At 62.8% G+C, this 17,270-nt stretch carries 18 protein-coding genes; all 18 read left to right on the top strand.

The features are described from left to right. Window positions 1–4 precede the first annotated feature (4 nt). A complete protein-coding gene (gene nuoN / locus DOD19_RS04750) occupies window positions 5–1,480 on the top strand; it encodes an NADH-quinone oxidoreductase subunit NuoN (protein WP_024975299.1) in 1,476 nt (491 codons plus the stop codon). Window positions 1,481–1,493: 13 nt separating this feature from the next. Then, window positions 1,494–1,808, top strand: a complete 315-nt coding sequence (locus DOD19_RS04755; RefSeq protein WP_024975300.1) for a DUF2818 family protein — start codon at window positions 1,494–1,496, stop codon at window positions 1,806–1,808. A gap of 44 nt (window positions 1,809–1,852) precedes the next feature. Further along, window positions 1,853–2,464 (top strand): NUDIX hydrolase, encoded by a 612-nt coding sequence (locus DOD19_RS04760; RefSeq protein WP_112184272.1) that lies wholly within the window; start codon window positions 1,853–1,855, stop codon window positions 2,462–2,464. Between the two features lie 137 nt (window positions 2,465–2,601). Beyond that, window positions 2,602–3,063 carry a DUF1178 family protein gene (locus tag DOD19_RS04765; RefSeq protein WP_024975302.1) on the top strand — a complete coding sequence of 154 codons (462 nt, stop codon included), beginning with the start codon at window positions 2,602–2,604 and terminating at the stop codon, window positions 3,061–3,063. Window positions 3,064–3,147: 84 nt separating this feature from the next. After that, entirely contained in the window at window positions 3,148–4,344 is a 1,197-nt protein-coding gene (locus DOD19_RS04770; protein WP_024975303.1) for an acyl-CoA dehydrogenase family protein, read from the top strand. A 35-nt stretch (window positions 4,345–4,379) separates the two neighbouring features. Then, window positions 4,380–5,510 (top strand): acyl-CoA dehydrogenase family protein, encoded by a 1,131-nt coding sequence (locus DOD19_RS04775; protein ID WP_112184274.1) that lies wholly within the window; start codon window positions 4,380–4,382, stop codon window positions 5,508–5,510. Between the two features lie 56 nt (window positions 5,511–5,566). Then, a complete protein-coding gene (locus DOD19_RS04780) occupies window positions 5,567–6,052 on the top strand; it encodes a MaoC family dehydratase (protein ID WP_112184276.1) in 486 nt (161 codons plus the stop codon). A gap of 37 nt (window positions 6,053–6,089) precedes the next feature. Then, window positions 6,090–6,569 carry a MaoC family dehydratase gene (locus DOD19_RS04785; RefSeq protein ID WP_024975306.1) on the top strand — a complete coding sequence of 160 codons (480 nt, stop codon included), beginning with the start codon at window positions 6,090–6,092 and terminating at the stop codon, window positions 6,567–6,569. A 264-nt stretch (window positions 6,570–6,833) separates the two neighbouring features. After that, a complete protein-coding gene (urtA, locus tag DOD19_RS04790; RefSeq protein WP_024975307.1) occupies window positions 6,834–8,096 on the top strand; it encodes an urea ABC transporter substrate-binding protein in 1,263 nt (420 codons plus the stop codon). Between the two features lie 106 nt (window positions 8,097–8,202). Beyond that, window positions 8,203–9,822: an urea ABC transporter permease subunit UrtB gene (gene urtB, locus DOD19_RS04795; RefSeq protein ID WP_112184278.1), complete on the top strand. Its 1,620-nt coding sequence runs from the start codon at window positions 8,203–8,205 to the stop codon at window positions 9,820–9,822. A 1-nt stretch (window position 9,823) separates the two neighbouring features. Beyond that, window positions 9,824–10,993 carry an urea ABC transporter permease subunit UrtC gene (gene urtC, locus DOD19_RS04800; protein ID WP_024975309.1) on the top strand — a complete coding sequence of 390 codons (1,170 nt, stop codon included), beginning with the start codon at window positions 9,824–9,826 and terminating at the stop codon, window positions 10,991–10,993. Beyond that, on the top strand, window positions 10,990–11,841 hold the full coding sequence (gene urtD, locus DOD19_RS04805; RefSeq protein ID WP_024975310.1) for an urea ABC transporter ATP-binding protein UrtD: 852 nt from the start codon (window positions 10,990–10,992) through the stop codon (window positions 11,839–11,841). The genes urtC and urtD overlap by 4 nt, the downstream gene beginning before the upstream one ends. Window positions 11,842–11,982: 141 nt before the next feature. Then, entirely contained in the window at window positions 11,983–12,675 is a 693-nt protein-coding gene (urtE, locus tag DOD19_RS04810) for an urea ABC transporter ATP-binding subunit UrtE (protein ID WP_112184280.1), read from the top strand. Window positions 12,676–12,818: 143 nt separating this feature from the next. After that, complete coding sequence (locus DOD19_RS04815; RefSeq protein WP_112184282.1) at window positions 12,819–13,706, top strand: urease accessory protein UreD; 888 nt, start codon at window positions 12,819–12,821, stop codon at window positions 13,704–13,706. A 74-nt stretch (window positions 13,707–13,780) separates the two neighbouring features. Next, on the top strand, window positions 13,781–14,083 hold the full coding sequence (gene ureA / locus DOD19_RS04820; protein ID WP_045206205.1) for an urease subunit gamma: 303 nt from the start codon (window positions 13,781–13,783) through the stop codon (window positions 14,081–14,083). Window positions 14,084–14,117: 34 nt separating this feature from the next. Beyond that, window positions 14,118–14,735, top strand: coding sequence for a HupE/UreJ family protein (locus DOD19_RS04825; protein WP_024975314.1), 618 nt, complete (start codon window positions 14,118–14,120; stop codon window positions 14,733–14,735). A 10-nt stretch (window positions 14,736–14,745) separates the two neighbouring features. Beyond that, entirely contained in the window at window positions 14,746–15,051 is a 306-nt protein-coding gene (locus DOD19_RS04830; RefSeq protein WP_112184352.1) for an urease subunit beta, read from the top strand. Window positions 15,052–15,064: 13 nt separating this feature from the next. After that, the gene (ureC, locus tag DOD19_RS04835) at window positions 15,065–16,783 is read left to right on the top strand and encodes an urease subunit alpha (protein WP_112184286.1); all 1,719 of its coding nucleotides are present in this window, start codon (window positions 15,065–15,067) and stop codon (window positions 16,781–16,783) included. Window positions 16,784–17,270: the final 487 nt, after the last annotated feature.

Raw genomic sequence — 17,270 nt, forward strand, 5'->3', positions numbered from 1 at the left:
AACTATGCAATCGTCCTCCTCTATTGCGGCTTTTGCCCCAATCGTTTTTCTCGCGCTGGGCATTGGTGCTGTCAACTGGATTGACTTGGCGCGCGGCCAGAAGCGAAGCAGCGTGGCTTACCCCGTTTCGTTGGTGATTACGCTGGTGCTGGCCGTGTGGTTCGGGCTGAACGCTGCCAACGGCGAGACGCACTACGTCTTCGGCAACATGGCCGTCATCGACCCGATGGCCAACGTGCTGGCGTCTTTCTGTGCGCTGACCCTGTTTGCCACACTGGTCTACACGCGCCGCTATTTGGCCGACCGGGACATGTACGCAGGTGAGTTCTACATGTTTGCCCTGTTCACGCTGGGCGGTCAGGTGGTGATGATCACCGGCAACAACTTCCTGGTGCTCTATCTGGGCCTGGAATTGCTGTCGCTAGCGTCGTACACACTGGTTGCGCTGCGTCGCCGTTCGAACGTGTCGTCCGAATCGGCCATGAAGTATTTCATTCTGGGCGCACTCGCATCGGGCCTGCTGCTGTACGGCATGTCGATGCTGTACGGCGCGACTGGTTCGTTGGAACTGGGTAAGGTGTTTGACGCTATCAAGAACGGCGAGATCAACAAGACGATCCTCGTGTTTGGCGTGGTGTTCATCGTCGCCGGTCTGGGCTTCAAGCTGGGTGTGGCGCCGTTCCACATGTGGGTGCCGGACGTGTACCAGGGCTCGCCGACGGCCGTGACGCTGCTGATTGCCGGCGCACCGAAGGTGGCGGCGTTCGCGATGACGTTTCGCATTCTGGTGGAAGGCCTGCTGCCGCTGGCGTTCGATTGGCAGAACATGCTGATCGTGCTGGCCGTCGTGTCGTTGGCTATCGGCAATATCACGGGCGTTGTTCAGACCAACTTCAAGCGTCTGCTGGGCTATTCCACCGTCTCGCACATGGGCTTTCTGCTGCTGGGCCTTGTGTCGGGCGTCAGCTCCGGCAAGCCGGATTTGACGGCCCAGGCCTACAGCGCGTCGATGTTCTATGCGATTACCTACGTGCTGACCGCATTGGGTGGCTTCGGCATGATCCTGCTGCTTGCGCGCAAGGGCTATGAGGCAGAAGAGATTGCCGACCTGAAAGGCTTGTCGAAGAAGAGCCCGTGGTTTGCGCTGCTGATGCTGTTCATCATGATGTCGCTGGCGGGCTTGCCGCCCACAGTTGGCTTCTACGCCAAGCTGTCGGTCCTGGGCGCGGTGGTGGATGCCGGTATGCCGTGGCTGGCCGTCGTGGCGGTGCTGTTCTCGCTGGTCGGTGCGTTTTACTACCTGCGCGTCATCAAGGTCATGTACTTTGATGCGCCGGCAGATGATGGCCCCGTGGAGGCCACCTTCGGCCTGCGTTCGTTGCTGTCGGTCAATGGCTTGCTGGTGCTCTTGCTGGGTATCTTCCCGGCCGGCCTGATGGCTGTGTGCTATCAGGCAATCCGCCTGACGTTGGCTTCGTAACACGCCGAGCACCATGAGCACTTCGACGGGCGGTCTGTTTGTCATCGTGTTGGCACTGATCTGTGCCAACCTGCCGTTCGTCAATCAACGCGTGCTGGCTCTGGTGCCGGCACGCTGGCCGCGCAAGCCGTTCTGGCTGCGCGGCACCGAGCTGATTGCCATGTATGTTGTGGTGGGGCTGATCGGCTTCGGTATCGAATCGAGCCAAGGCAATGCGTTTGCGCAAGGCTGGCAGTTTTATGCGATCACCGCTTGCCTGATGCTGGTGTTCGCGTTTCCCGGCTTTACGTGGCAATACCTGATTCGCCATCCTCGCGATTCCCGTTAATTCCCGCCGGGCAGGTTCTCGCTGTCTCGGCATGAGAGAGCGCCATGTCCGATTACACCCCGCTGAACGCCACCCCTGATGGGACGCAGGACCCGGATGCCGGTCTGCGCGAGACGCAGGTTGCCTCTGCGTTGATGCACCAGGGCAAATTTCTCACGCTCAAGCAAGACATCGTCCGTCTGCCGGACGGCCGCAATGCCAGCCGCGAATACCTGATTCACCCCGGCGCGGTGATGATGATTCCGTTGTTCGACGACGGCACCGTGCTGATGGAGCGTCAGTTCCGCTACCCGGTCGGCAAGGTGATGATTGAATTTCCGGCCGGCAAGCTCGATCCGCAGGAAGGCGCACTCACATGCGGCAAGCGCGAACTGCGTGAGGAAACCGGCTACACGGCTGAGCGCTGGGACTACCTCACGCGCATTCACCCGGTCATTTCGTATTCCACCGAGTTCATCGATATCTATCTCGCGCGCGATCTCAAGCAGGGTACGGCCATGCTGGATGAAGGCGAATTTCTCGAAACTTTCGTCACGCCGGCCGGCCAGCTGATCGATTGGGTGCGCGAAGGTAAGATTTCCGACGTGAAGACCATCATCGGCACGTTCTGGCTTGAGAAAATTCTGTCAGGAGCGTGGACGCCGGGTGCCGTCTGAGGCGCTTATAGCCGCCGCTTGATCACACCGTTTTCCTGTCGTTGTTACCATAGCGAACGGTCGTGCGAAAAAATTAGCACGACCGTTCACAAATTTTCGAATCGGGGATACACTCATCCCCATGCGCTGGACCGATCATGAAAGTGCTGGACCTCCGCTGTGCCAATGACCACCGCTTCGAAGGCTGGTTCGGATCCGATGCCGACCTGCAATCGCAGCAAAAGCGCGGGCTATTGACGTGCCCAGTTTGCGGTCATAACGAGGTTGAGCGCTTGCCGAGTGCGCCGCGCCTGAATCTGTCGTCGTCACGTGCGGAGACCGCCCAGAAAAGCGGCACCGCCAAGGCAGCTGAAGGCGAGGGCGGCGCGCCCGCAGCCCTGCAACAGCTCTATCTGAAAGCCGTGCGCCACGTCTTGGCCAATACCGAGGACGTCGGCGAGCGGTTTGCAGAAGAGGCGCGCCGCATGCATTACAACGAGGCGCCGGAGCGGGGCATTCGCGGGACGACGTCTCGGGAGGAAGCGCAGGAACTGGCAGAGGAAGGCATCGACGTGATGCCGCTGTTGGTGCCCGACGCGCTCAAGCAGCCCGTGCACTGACAGCCTCGATTCAGGTCCGCGCCGGTCCGACAGAACGTTCTCCACCGATTTGCCGCGGTGGGGAGCCAACCACAGGAGACAGGCATGGATCTGAACTACTCGGCGGCCGATGATGCGTTCCGCCAGGAAGTCCGCGGCTGGCTGGAAGCCAATCTGCCCAAGGACATCCAAGACAAGGTGTTGAACCACCGCCGCCTGAACCGCGACGATTTCGTTCGTTGGCACAAGGCGCTCGCGGCCAAGGGTTGGTCGGTACCTCACTGGCCGGTCGAGTGGGGCGGCACCGGCTGGTCTCCCATCCAAAAGCACATCTGGGACGAAGAATGCGCGGAGGTCGGCGCGCCCGGCGTGCTGCCGTTCGGCGTCAGCATGGTCGCCCCCGTGATCATGAAATACGGCAATGAAGCGCAGAAGCGCTATTTCCTGCCGCGCATCGTTGACTGCACCGATTGGTGGTGCCAGGGTTATTCGGAGCCAGGTTCCGGTTCCGATCTGGCCTCGGTGAAGACGCGCGCCGTGCGCGAAGGCGATCACTACATCGTCAACGGTCAGAAGACCTGGACCACGCTCGGCCAACACGCCGACATGATCTTCTGCCTGGTCCGCACGGACCCGGACGCGAAGAAGCAAGAGGGCATTTCGTTCCTGCTGATCGACATGAAGACGCCGGGCATTACCGTGCGCCCCATCATCATGTTGGACGAAGAGCACGAAGTGAACGAGGTGTTCTTCGACAACGTCAAGGTACCGGTTCAAAACCTGATCGGTGATGAGAACCGCGGCTGGACATACGCCAAGTATCTGCTCGGCCACGAGCGCACGGGCATCGCGCGTGTGGGCAATTCCAAGCGCGAACTGGCGTTTCTCAAGCGCGTTGCCAAGCAACACCAGAAGAACGGCAAGCCGCTGCTGCAGGACCCGGTGTTCGGTGCCAAGGTGGCGTCGCTGGAAATTGAACTGCTGGCACTGGAGATGACGGTGCTGCGCGTGGTGTCGAGCGAGAACGCCGGCAAAGGCCCCGGCCCCGAGGCGTCGCTGCTCAAGATCAAGGGCACGCAGATCCAACAGATGCTGACCGAGTTGATGGTCGAGGCAGTGGGGCCGTATGCCCAGCCGTTCGACCCGAGCTACCTGGAAGGCGACACCTCGCAGGCGGTGACGGGCGACAACGATGCCGCGCCGCTTGCGCCGTACTACTTCAACTATCGCAAGACCTCGATCTACGGTGGGTCGAATGAGATCCAGCGCAACATCATCTCGCAGATGATCCTTGGCGTCTGAGCAGAACGGCGACAGAACACATATCGGAGACAAATATGGATTTCTCGTTCACCGACGAGCAGAAGCAACTGGCCGATGCAGTGCGCCGCTTCATCGACAAAGACTATGGTTTTGAGGCCCGCAACAAGGTCGTGTACTCGCCGGAAGGCGTGTCACAGGCTCACTGGGATGCGCTGGCCGAACTGGGCCTGACCGCGTTGCCGGTGCCCGAAGCACAAGGCGGTTTTGACGGCCGCGCAATGGACTTGCTGGTGGTGATGCAGGAACTCGGCCGCGGCCTGGTCGTGGAACCGTATCAGGCGACCGTGCTTGGCGCGCAGGCGCTCAAGCTTGCAGGCGGGCAGGATGCCTTGCTTGAAGAAGTCGCCGGCGGCGCCGTGAAGCTGGCTATCGCCTTCGGCGAGCCCCAATCGCGTTACGAACTTTTCAACGTCACCACGCGTGCCGCGCAGCAGGGCAGTGGCTGGACGCTCACGGGCGAGAAGGCGGTTGTGGTGCATGGCGCGCAGGCAGACAAGCTGATCGTCTCGGCGCGCACGGGCGGCGAAGCGCGTGATACGTCGGGCCTGTCGCTCTTTGTTGTCGACCGCACTGCGGCCGGCGTCACGGTCAAGGACTACCGCACGATCGACAACCTGCACGCTGCGGACATCCGCTTTGACAACGCACCGGCAACGCTGCTTGGCGCCGCGGGCGAAGCGTGGGAAACGATCGACGCCGTGGCGGATCTTGGTTGCGTGCTGTTGTGCGCTGAAGCGATCGGCCTCATCGATGCACTGAACGCTGCAACGCTGGAGTACACCAAGACCCGCCAGCAGTTTGGCGTGCCCATCGCGCGCTTCCAGGCATTGCAGCACCGCATGGTTGACATGTTCATCCATGGCGAGCAAGCGCGCTCCATTACCTATCTGGCCGCTGCGCATTTTGAAGATGGCGACGTCGAGGCACGCCGTCGCTATGTGTCTGCGGCCAAGGCGCGTGTCGGACAGGCAGCGCGTGACGTTGGCCAGGAAGCCGTGCAACTGCACGGCGGCATGGGCGTCACGAACGAACTGCCCGCCGCGCACATGTTCAAGCGGCTGACGATGATCAACACGACGCTGGGCGACGTGGATCATCACCTGGCACGCTTCGCATCGCTGCCTGGCTTCCAGCAAGCAGCGTAACGGCAAACCTGAACGCCCCGCATTCGTGCGGGGCGTTGTCATTTGGAGGAGACGATATGGCGGAGAACGAAAGGGCAGAAGCAACGCGATCGTACGAGTTCTACTTCGATGATTTCGCAGTCGGTCGTACGCTGCAGATGGGTACCTACACCGTCACCGAAGAAGAGATCCTGACCTTCGCGCGGCAGTACGATCCGCAGCCGTTCCACATCGATGCGGAAGCCGCCAAGCACAGCATCTACGGCGGCATCATTTCCAGCGGCTGGATGACCTGCTCCATCATGATGCGGCTGATGGTGACCGGCTTCCTCGGCAAGGCGGCCAGCATGGGTTCGCCCGGCGTGGATGAAATCCGCTGGATGAAGCCGGTGTATCCGGGCGACACGCTGTCAGTGTCGAGCACATGCATGGAAGTACGTCCGTCGCAGTCGAAGCCGGACCGCGGCGTGGCCGTCAACCGCTGGGAGGCGCGTAACCAGCGCGGCGAACTCGTCTGCACGGTGACGGGCATGGGCCTGTTTGGCCGGCGCCCGAAGGCTTGATTACCCGTCATCGCATCACAACAAGGAGACAACCCAGATGCGCATCATCGAATCGCTCGACGAGCTCAAAGGCTTGATCGGCCAGGAAGTTGCCGTGAGCGACTGGACAGAGATCACGCAGCAGCAGGTGAACCTCTTCGCCGAGGCCACGGGCGATCACCAGTGGATTCACGTGGACGTTGAGCGTGCGAAGCGCGAGTCGCCGTTCGGAGCGCCGGTGGCGCACGGCTTCCTGACGCTGTCGTTGCTGCCGATGCTGATGGCGAACGCGATCGAGATGGCCGACGTGAAGATGGGCGTGAACTACGGCCTGAACAAGGTCCGTTTCACCGCGCCCGTGCCGGTGGGCAGCCGTGTGCGCGCCCGCGTGAAGCTGGTGGAAATGGAAGCGCTGCCACCATTGCCTAATGCGCCCACGCTGACAGGCGCTCAGATGACCTGGGCTGTGACCATCGAACGCGAAGGGCAGGAGCGCCCGGTTTGCGTGGCCGAATCGATTTCGCGCCGCTATTCCTGAGTCTCGCTTTTCGTAGGTTCACCAGGCCGGCGCAATGCCGGCCTTTCTTTTTCATTGGCTTGCCCTTGCACTCCGCTTGTTTTGTGCTTGTCTTCATGCGCCCCAAGCGGGCGCATCCTGTCGAACAAATGCGCGTTCTTGGCGCGGCTTTGGCACCGTTTTGGCGCGGATTTCCCTTCGAATGAGCCAAATGTGATGGCACGGTAGTTGCAATTTTGGGTCCCGGGGAGTCGTTCTCGCCACCAATAAACCCAAGGAGCCGCAATGAAACGTCGTGAGCTGTTGAAGCTGTCTGCCGTCGCCGCCGCAACGCTGTTGTCCGTGTCGAACTTCGCGTTTGCTCAGGCAAAGGACCCGATCAAGGTCGGTATCCTGCATTCGCTGTCGGGCACCATGGCCATCTCCGAAACGTCGCTGAAAGACGTGGCGCTGATGACGATCGACGAGATCAACAAGAGCGGTGGTGTGCTGGGCCGCAAGCTGGAACCGGTGGTGGTGGACCCGGCTTCGAACTGGCCGCTGTTTGCCGAGAAGGCACGTGGCCTGCTGACGCAGGACAAGGTGGCCGTGACGTTCGGCTGCTGGACGTCGGTGTCGCGCAAGTCGGTGCTGCCCGTCTATGAAGAGTTGAACGGCCTGCTGTTCTACCCGGTGCAGTACGAAGGCGAAGAGATGTCGAAGAACGTCTTCTACACCGGCGCGGCGCCCAACCAGCAAGCCATTCCGGCGGTGGAATACCTGATGAGCAAGGAAGGCGGCGGCGCCAAGCGCTTCTTCCTGCTCGGTACCGATTACGTCTACCCGCGCACGACCAACAAGATCCTGCGCGCGTTCCTGCACAGCAAGGGCGTGAAGGACAGCGACATCGAAGAGGTCTACACCCCGTTTGGTCACTCCGACTATCAGACCATCGTCGCCAACATCAAGAAGTTCTCGCAGGGCGGCAAAACCGCTGTCATTTCCACCATCAACGGCGATTCGAACGTGCCGTTCTACAAGGAACTCGGCAACGCTGGCCTGAAGGCCAAGGATGTACCGGTGGTGGCCTTCTCGGTGGGTGAAGAAGAACTGCGCGGCATCGACACCAAGCCGCTGGCCGGCCAGTTGGCAGCGTGGAACTACTTCATGTCGGTCAAGAACCCGGTCAATGACGACTTCAAGAAGAAGTGGGCTGCGTGGGTCAAGTCCAACAACCTGCCGGGCGGTGACAAGCGCGTCACCAACGACCCGATGGAAGCCACCTACGTCGGCATCATGATGTGGAAACAGGCCGTGGAAAAGGCCGGTTCCACCGACGTGGACAAGGTCCGCAAGGCGATGTACGGCCAGCAGTTCAAGGCACCGTCGGGCTTCACGCTGGTGATGAACAACAACCATCACCTGAGCAAGCCCGTGATGATCGGCGAGGTGCGCGGCGATGGCCAGTTCAACGTCGTGTGGAAGACGCCGACGGTGATTCGCGCCAAGCCGTGGAGCCCGTACATCCCCGGCAACGAGGGCAAGCCTGACATGGTTGCAAGCAAGTGATGTGGTCAGGTGGGCCGGCCATGTGTCTAACGTAGCCGGTCCTTTGAACGACGCTGTACGACGTGGCGGACCGGTTTCGACATCGGCCGCCACGTATCGGATTGCCATGATGCGCTTGTCCCGATTCTTTGCCGCGCTGCTGTGCGCGGTCTGTCTGGCTGCGATGCCCGCGGTATCTGCGTGGGCTGCCGGACAACCTTTGACCCAGGCCGATCTCAAGCCGCTGGCCGAAGACGATTTCGACGCTAAGGTAAAGACGCTCAACGCGCTCACCGCTGCGCCTGCCGAACAGGCCGGCCCGATTCTGCAAGCGTTGCAGAACGACGCGCTGTTCTTTGCGCCTGCCGCCGGCATGGTGCGCCAGGACGGCGAGCGCTACCTCGATGCGATTTCGGGCCAACCCGTGACCGTCAAGGCCGATGACCTGCAATCCCTCACGTTGAATAATGCCTTGCGTGCCCAGGTGGACAGCGCGGCGAGCGGCTTTGTGCTGCAATCGCCCGATCGCGCCGTGCGCGCGCAGGCCGTCGATACGCTGCTCGCGCATCCGGAAACGGCATCGCGCCCCATTGTCGACGCCGCACGCAAGCATGAGACCGATCCGGAGTTGCGCAGCAAGCTGCATCTGCTGTGGGCCAATCTCGCACTCGACGACGGCACACATGCCGAGAAGCTCGAAGCACTGAAGCTGCTCGCGGGCGACACCAACCCGCAGACCCGGCAACGCATTGCGCCGCTGCTCGCGAAAGACAGCGGCGCCGACGGCGAACTGCGTGCCGCCGCACAGCAAGCACTCGATAGTCTGGCCGCACAGGAGCGCAAATCTGAACTGATCGGCAACTTGTTTGCCGGCCTGAGCCTGGGCTCCGTGCTGCTGCTCGCGGCGCTCGGGCTGGCCATCACCTACGGCCTGATCGGCGTCATCAACATGGCGCACGGCGAATTCCTGATGATCGGCGCGTATGCCACGTACGTCGTGCAAACGATCTTCCGCAACTACTTTCCGAACGCGTTCGACTGGTATCTCCCGGCAGCGCTGCCTGCCGCGTTCCTGGCCGCAGCCATCGTCGGTTTTGCTCTGGAGCGGCTGGTGCTGCGCCATCTGTATGGCCGCCCGCTCGAAACGCTGCTCGCCACGTTCGGGATCAGCCTGCTGCTGATGCAGGCGGTGCGCTCCATCTTCGGTGCACAGAACGTGGAGGTAGCCAACCCGAGCTGGATGAGCGGTGGCGTTGCGCTCTATCCGGGGCTGATCCTGCCGTACAACCGGCTCGTGATTCTGCTGTTTGCGCTGGCCGTCGTGGCGATTGCGTGGGCGGTGCTCAATCGCACGCGCCTGGGCCTGTTCGTGCGCGCCACTACGCAAAACCGCACGATGGCGGCCTGCGTTGGCGTGCGCACCTGGAAGGTCGACAGCTACGCATTCGCGTTTGGCGCGGGCATTGCGGGGCTGGGCGGCTGCGCGCTTTCGCAGATCGGCAACGTCGGCCCGGACCTCGGCCAGAGCTACATCATCGATTCGTTCATGGCCGTGGTGCTGGGCGGGGTCGGGCAGTTGGCCGGCACGATCATCGGGGCGTTCGGCCTCGGGCTGATCAACAAGTTCATCGAGCCGTTCTATGGCGCGGTGCTGGCGAAGATCATCGTGCTGGTGTTGATCGTGCTGTTCATCCAGAAGCGTCCGCAGGGGCTGTTCGCCCTCAAGGGCCGCAGCGCGGAGGCCTGATATGACGACGACCAAGTTTTCTCTCGATATTCCGGCGCGCATGCCGTTGCTCTCGCGGCGCGGATGGTCTGCGCTGGTGCTGGTGTCGCTTATCGTGTGCATTGGCGCGCCGGTGTGCGCGCTGCTCGTGCCGGCAGGCAGCCCGCTGCATCTGTCGGCGTATGCGCTCACGCTCGTCGGCAAGATCATGTGCTACGCCCTTGCGGCGCTGGCGCTCGATCTGGTGTGGGGCTATTGCGGCATCCTCAGCCTCGGCCATGGCGTGTTTTTCGCGCTGGGGGGCTATGCGATGGGTATGTACCTGATGCGCGCCATCGGCCGTGAAGGTGTGTACAAGAGCGATCTGCCGGACTTCATGGTCTTCCTCGACTGGAAGGAGCTGCCCTGGTTCTGGCACGGTACCGAGCACTTCGCCTGGGCCGCGCTGCTGGTGGTGTTGGTGCCCGGCGTGCTGGCATGGCTGTTCGGGTTCTTCGCCTTCCGCTCACGCGTCAAGGGCGTGTACCTGTCCATCATCACGCAGGCGATGACGTATGCGGCCATGCTGCTGTTCTTCCGCAACGAGACGGGCTTTGGCGGCAACAACGGCTTTACGGATTTCAAGCGCATTCTCGGCTTCCCGATCTCTGCATTGCCAACCCGCACCGTGCTGTTCGTCGCAACGTTCGTCGCCTTGGCCCTGGCGTTCATTGCGTGCCGCGCCATCGTCACGTCCAAGTTCGGCCGCGTGGTCACTGCCATCCGAGATGCCGAAGCACGCGTGATGTTCTCCGGCTACAACCCGCTCGGCTACAAGCTGTTCGTGTGGACGTTCTCGGCAGTGCTGTGCGGCATTGCGGGCGCGCTCTACGTGCCGCAGGTCGGCATCATCAACCCGGGCGAGATGTCGCCGGGCAATTCGATCGAGATGGCGGTGTGGGTGGCCGTGGGCGGGCGCGGCACGTTGATCGGCCCGATCATCGGTGCGTTCCTCGTCAACGGGGCCAAGACGTTGCTGACCGCATGGGTGCCTGAATATTGGTTGTTTGTGCTCGGGGCGATCTTCGTGCTGGTGACGCTGTATCTGCCGAACGGCGTGCTGGGGCTGATGGGCAAGCTGCGCATGCAAAAGCGTGCGCCCACGCAAGCCAAGGCGCATGAAGCCGCGACCGTCACCGGAGACCACGCATGAGCACCTTCACCGAACTCCCCGATCGCGCGGAGACCGGCACCGCCACCGGCATGGGCCATGTGGTTGAGCCGGACACGATCGATGTCTCGCACGGCGCCATCCTGTACCTCGAAGATGTGACCGTGCGCTTCGGCGGCTTCCGCGCGCTGAATGCGCTCACGCTGTCGATCGACCATGGTGAGCTGCGCTGCATCATCGGCCCCAACGGCGCGGGCAAGACCACGATGATGGACGTGATCACTGGCAAGACGGGGCCGCGCAACGCCGACGTGACGGGTCGCGTGTTCCTCGGGCAGACCATCGACCTGCTGCGCCTGACCGAACCGCGTATCGCGCAGATCGGCATCGGCCGCAAGTTCCAGAAACCGACCGTGTTCGAGCAGCACACCGTGTGGGAGAACCTGGAACTGGCGATGAAGGCCGACAAGCGCTGGTGGGTGTCGCTGCGCGCGCGTCTGCTGAACGACGGCCGCCAGCGCATCGAAGAAACCCTCGGCCGCATCCACCTGGAAGCCGAGGCGTATCGGCCCGCGGGGCTGCTCTCGCACGGGCAGAAGCAGCGGCTTGAGATCGGCATGCTGCTGATGCAACAACCGCAACTGCTGTTGCTCGATGAGCCCGTTGCCGGCATGACGGATGAAGAGACGATGCAGCTCGCCGCGTTGCTCAACGGCCTGCGTGGCACGTGCTCGATCATGGTCGTGGAGCACGACATGGAGTTTGTCGCCGCGCTGGCGGGGGCGGAAGGGCGCGTGACCGTGCTTGCCGAAGGCAGCGTTCTGGCCGAAGGCACGCTCGATGCCGTCAAGCGCGATGAGCGGGTGATCGAATCCTATCTGGGGCGCTAGAAGACTCTGCAAAACGACTGCGCGTCCCGATCTTGCCGCTGTGATGCTCGCCGTACCCATGTACGGCTGCGCTTCTCAGGCCAACATCGAACCGCTCGCTACGTTTTTCAGAGCCCCCTCAAGGCAAAAGGAAAGAACGCGATGCTACAGGTCCAGCAACTGAACCAGTTCTACGGCGGCAGCCACATCCTGCGCAATGTCAGCTTCGACGTGCCGTCGGCCAAGCTGACCACGCTGCTTGGCCGCAACGGCGTCGGCAAGACGACCTTGCTCAAATGCCTGATGGGCGTGGTGCCCACCGCCAGCGGCGTGATCGATTGGAAAGGCCGCACCATCCAGAAGCTGCCAGCTTACGAGCGCGTCTCGCAGGGGCTCGCCTATGTGCCGCAGGGGCGCGAGATTTTCCCGCGCCTGACGGTGGAAGAGAACCTGCTGATTGGTGCGGCCGCCAAGCGTGCACCTTCCAAAGTGCCCGATTCCATCTATGAATTGTTTCCGGTGCTCAAGGAGATGAGGGGCCGGCGCGGTGGCGACCTCTCGGGCGGCCAGCAGCAGCAACTGGCCATCGGCCGTGCGCTGATGAGCGAGCCGCGCCTGCTGATCCTGGACGAGCCGACCGAAGGCATCCAGCCGTCGATCATTCAGGAGATCGGCCGCACGCTGCGGCGCCTGGTGGACGAGTTCGGCATGTCAGTGCTGCTGGTCGAGCAGTACTACGACTTTGCCCGCAGCATTGCCGACCGCTACGTCGTCATGAGTCGCGGTGAAATCATTGCCAGCGGCGACGGCGCCAACATGGAGGCCGATGGCGTGCGCGATCTGGTGGCGGTTTGACGCACAGGTGTCTTGTGAAAAAGTCGGGTGCCAAATGGGCGGCATCTGGCTATGATGGAAAACCTTTCCGTTTGCTTAGGGTGGGGCCCAATGTGAAGCGTGTAGCCGCGTTTCATGAGGGACCCCTCCCGATTGCATGACCGATGCGCCATCCCGATTTTCCTGTTCCGCCGCAGGCCTCCGCATTTGCATCCTGGGAAGCCTCATTGCGCCTGGCGTTTGCGCGGCGCGGTGAGCGCACCGTGCTGGCCACCTGCCGGCATCAGGGGCCGCTGCGGGTGCAGAAGGCGTTGTATCCGGAAGGCGAGGGCGTCTGCCATGCCGTCATGCTGCATCCGCCCGCAGGTATTGCCGGCGGCGATGTGCTCGATATCGACATCGAAGTCGGTGCCGATGCGCATGCGGTCCTGACCACGCCCGGCGCCACCAAGTGGTACAAGTCGCTCGGCCGCACGGCCACACAGCGTGTTGCCATCCGCATGGATGCAGGCGCGCGGCTCGACTGGCTGCCGCAAGAGAACATCGTCTTCAACCAGGCCTGCCCGATCATCGAACTGACGGTGGATCTGGCACCGGGCGCCACCGCCATCGGCTGGGACACGACCATGCTCGGCCGCCACGCCGCCGGTGAATCGTGGGCCGAAGGCCGCATCGCCATGCGCACCGCATTGCGTTGCAACGGCCAGCCGCTGTGGATTGAATCGGCCGCCTTCGACACGCAATCGCCCATGCTGAACGCGACGACGGGCATGGCCGGCTTCCACGTCGTCGGCACGCTCTGGGCCGTGGGCGCGGGCGCGACCGATGCCCTGGCCGAATCGATGGCCGAGCACCTGCCGTACAACGATGACCTGCGCGCAGGCGTCACGTGCCTCACGCAAGATGCGCCCGGCCTGCCAAACGTTTTGCTGCTGCGCGTGCTTGCACGCCGGCCTGAAGATGCACGCGCCCTGTTGTCGCAGACATGGCTGGCGCTGCGCGAACCGATGCATGGCGTAGCGGGCCGTCCGCTGCGCTTGTGGGCCACATGATGGCCACATGATGGCGACGTGACCCCGCATCGCCCGATCTGAACTGAATTGACCCTCACCGAAGAGAGCCCCTCGTGGAACTGACCCCGCGCGAAAAAGACAAGCTGCTGATCTTCACCGCCGCCTTGCTGGCCGAGCGCCGCAAGGGCCGTGGCCTCAAGCTCAACTACCCGGAAGCCGTCGCCTTCATCAGCGCCGCCATCATGGAAGGCGCGCGCGACGGCAAGACCGTCGCCGAGCTGATGCATTACGGCACCACGCTCCTCACCCGCAATGACGTGATGGACGGCGTGGCCGAGATGATTCCCGACATCCAGGTCGAAGCCACGTTTCCCGACGGCACGAAGCTCGTCACCGTCCATCACCCGATTGTTTGAAGTCCGCACGCCACTCACCACTACGAGTCCTGCCATGACGCATACCCTGTCTCGCTTCGTCCGGCCCGCTGCGGCCATTGCGCTCACGTTTGGCGCCTCCGTTGCCTTTGCTCACCCGGGGCATCCGGGCCATACCGCCGGGGGCAGCCTGCTCGCCGGGTTCCTGCATCCGCTCACCGGCGCAGATCACCTGCTGGCGATGGTGGCCGTGGGGGTGTGGAGCGCGCTGGCCTCGCGCTCGGTGCGCGACGCGTTGTGGGCACCGGTCGCCTTTGTTGCGTTGATGATCCTGGGCGCGCTGCTCGGCGCAGGCGGCGTGGCCTTGCCGATGGCTGAGCCGATGATCGCCGCATCGCTGCTGGTGTTCGGCTTGCTGATTGCCGCACGCGCGCAACTGCCGGCCTGGGGTGGTGCACTGCTGTGCGGCGCGTTCGCGCTGTTCCACGGCTATGCGCATGGCACGGAATTCCCCGCAGGCGCGCAAGCCATGTTCCCGTATTTCGTTGGCGGCTTTGCCGTGGCGACGGCGCTGCTGCATACCGCCGGTATCGGCGCCGGGTTTGCGCTGAAGCCGCGTCTGGCGTGGCTGGCGCGTCTGTCGGGTGTGGGCGTGGCGCTGTATGGCGCCGGCCTGCTGGCGGCGGCTGTCTGAGGGGCGCGACATGATCCCCGGTGAACTCCTCCCGCAAGACGGCGAACTGGAACTCAACGCAGGCCGCCCCACGATGACAGTCACGGTGGCAAACACGGGCGACCGCCCGGTGCAGATCGGCTCGCACTACCACTTCTATGAAGTCAATGACGCGCTGCGCTTTGACCGCGAAGCTGCGCGTGGCTTTCGGCTGAACATCGCCGCCGGTACCGCCGTGCGTTTCGAGCCGGGGCAGGAGCGCACGGTCGAACTTGTGGCGCTGGCCGGTGACCGCGTGGTCTACGGCTTCGCCGGCCGTGTGATGGGCAAGCTTTGAACGAGGCACGGACATGACATTGAAGATTGATCGCCGCGCCTATGCGGAAATGTTTGGCCCCACGACCGGCGACCGCGTCCGCTTGGCCGACACCGACCTCATCGTCGAAGTCGAACGCGACTTCACCATCTACGGCGAGGAAGTGAAATTCGGCGGCGGCAAGGTCATCCGCGACGGCATGGGCCAGAGCCAGCGCGAATCGAAAGACTGCGCCGACACTGTCATCACCAACGCGCTGATCATCGACCACTGGGGCATCGTCAAGGCTGACATTGGTCTGAAGAACGGCCGCATCTCGGCGATCGGCAAGGCGGGCAATCCGGACATCCAGCCCGGCGTGACGATCGTCATCGGCCCCGGCACCGAGATCATCGCGGGCGAGGGCATGATCGTCACCGCCGGCGGCGTTGACACGCACATCCACTTCATCTGCCCGCAGCAGATCGACGAAGCGCTCAACAGCGGCGTGACGACGATGATTGGCGGCGGCACCGGCCCCGCCACCGGCACCTATGCGACCACCTGCACGCCAGGTCCGTGGTACATGCAGCGCATGCTGCAGGCCGCCGACGCCTACCCGATGAACATCGGCTTTCTGGGCAAGGGCAATGGCAGCCTGCCGGGCGCGCTGCGCGAGCAGATCGACGCGGGCGCCATCGGCCTGAAACTGCACGAAGACTGGGGTTCCACACCGGCCGCCATCGATTGCTGCCTGGGCGTGGCCGACGACACCGATACACAGGTCGCCATCCACACCGATACGTTGAACGAATCGGGATTCGTCGAGGCCACCGTCGCCGCGTTCAAAGGCCGCACGATCCACACGTATCACACCGAAGGCGCGGGCGGCGGGCACGCACCCGACATCATCCGCGTGTGCGGTGAATCGAACGTGCTGCCGTCGTCGACCAACCCGACGCGGCCGTTCACCGTCAACACGCTGGACGAGCATCTGGACATGCTGATGGTGTGCCACCACCTCGATGCGTCCATCGCCGAAGACATCGCCTTTGCCGAGAGCCGCATCCGCCGCGAGACCATCGCCGCCGAAGACATCCTGCACGACCTGGGCGCGTTCTCGATGATCTCCAGCGACTCGCAAGCCATGGGCCGTGTCGGTGAGGTCGTCCTGCGCACGTGGCAGACCGCGCACAAGATGAAGGTGCAGCGCGGCAAGCTCGCTGGTGACCCGAACGACGCGCGCGGCGGCCACGACAACTTCCGCGTGAAGCGCTACGTGGCGAAGTACACGATCAACCCCGCGCTCACGCACGGCATTGCGCACGAAGTCGGTTCGGTTGAAGTCGGCAAGTGGGCGGACCTCGTGTTGTGGAAACCCGCGTTCTTTGGCGTGAAGCCGAGTCTGATCCTGAAGGGCGGGATGATTGCCTCTGCGGCGATGGGGGATGCGAATGCGTCGATTCCCACGCCGCAGCCTGTGCACTATCGGCCGATGTTTGGGTCGGCGGGCGGGGCGTTGGGGCGGACGTCGTTGAGCTTCCTATCGCAGTCCGCGGCCGCTGCTGGGGTGGCGGAGCAGTATGGGCTGGCCAAGACCACGGCGGTCGTCAAGGGCACGCGTACCGTGACCAAGGCGCACATGATCCATAACGACTGGCAGCCGGATATTTCTGTGGATCCGGAGACTTATCAGGTGGTGGCGGATGGGACTGTGCTGACTTGTGAGCCGGCTGAGGTGTTGCCTATGGCGCAGCGGTATTTTTTGTTTTGAGTTTTTTGAGTTTTTTGGGTTGGGGCTTGGTGGTTCATCCCTTGTTTCATCCCCTGCCGGGGCTGACCTACTTTTCTTTGTCTTGCCAAAGAAAAGTAGGTAAAAGAAAGGCGCGCCCGAGATGGCGAAAGACTCCTTGGATTTGTGTCGCGGGGAGGGAAGGGAGGCAAACTCGCTGCGCTCAGGCAGGCCTCCCTTCTTGATCCTCCCCGCAACAAAAATCCAAGGCGCCATCAAGGGCAGGAACGTCAACGGCCACACCGGCGGGGAACTGAGGTGGGCGCCGGGGCTCGTTGAGTGCGAGTGCGAGTGCGAGTGCGAGTGGAAGTGGAAGTGGAAGTGGAAGTGGAAGTGGAAGTGGAAGTGGAAGTGGAAGTGGAAGTGGAAGTGGAAGTGGAAGTGGAAGTGGAAGTGGAAGTGCGTGCGAGGGTTCAGAACGTACAACGGAGTGGCGTGCGGGCAGAAGATTGTGTGCTTTACCCCTTGC

The sequence above is a fragment of the Ralstonia sp. GX3-BWBA genome (genome assembly GCF_003290055.1).
GTDB lineage: Bacteria > Pseudomonadota > Gammaproteobacteria > Burkholderiales > Burkholderiaceae > Ralstonia > Ralstonia holmesii.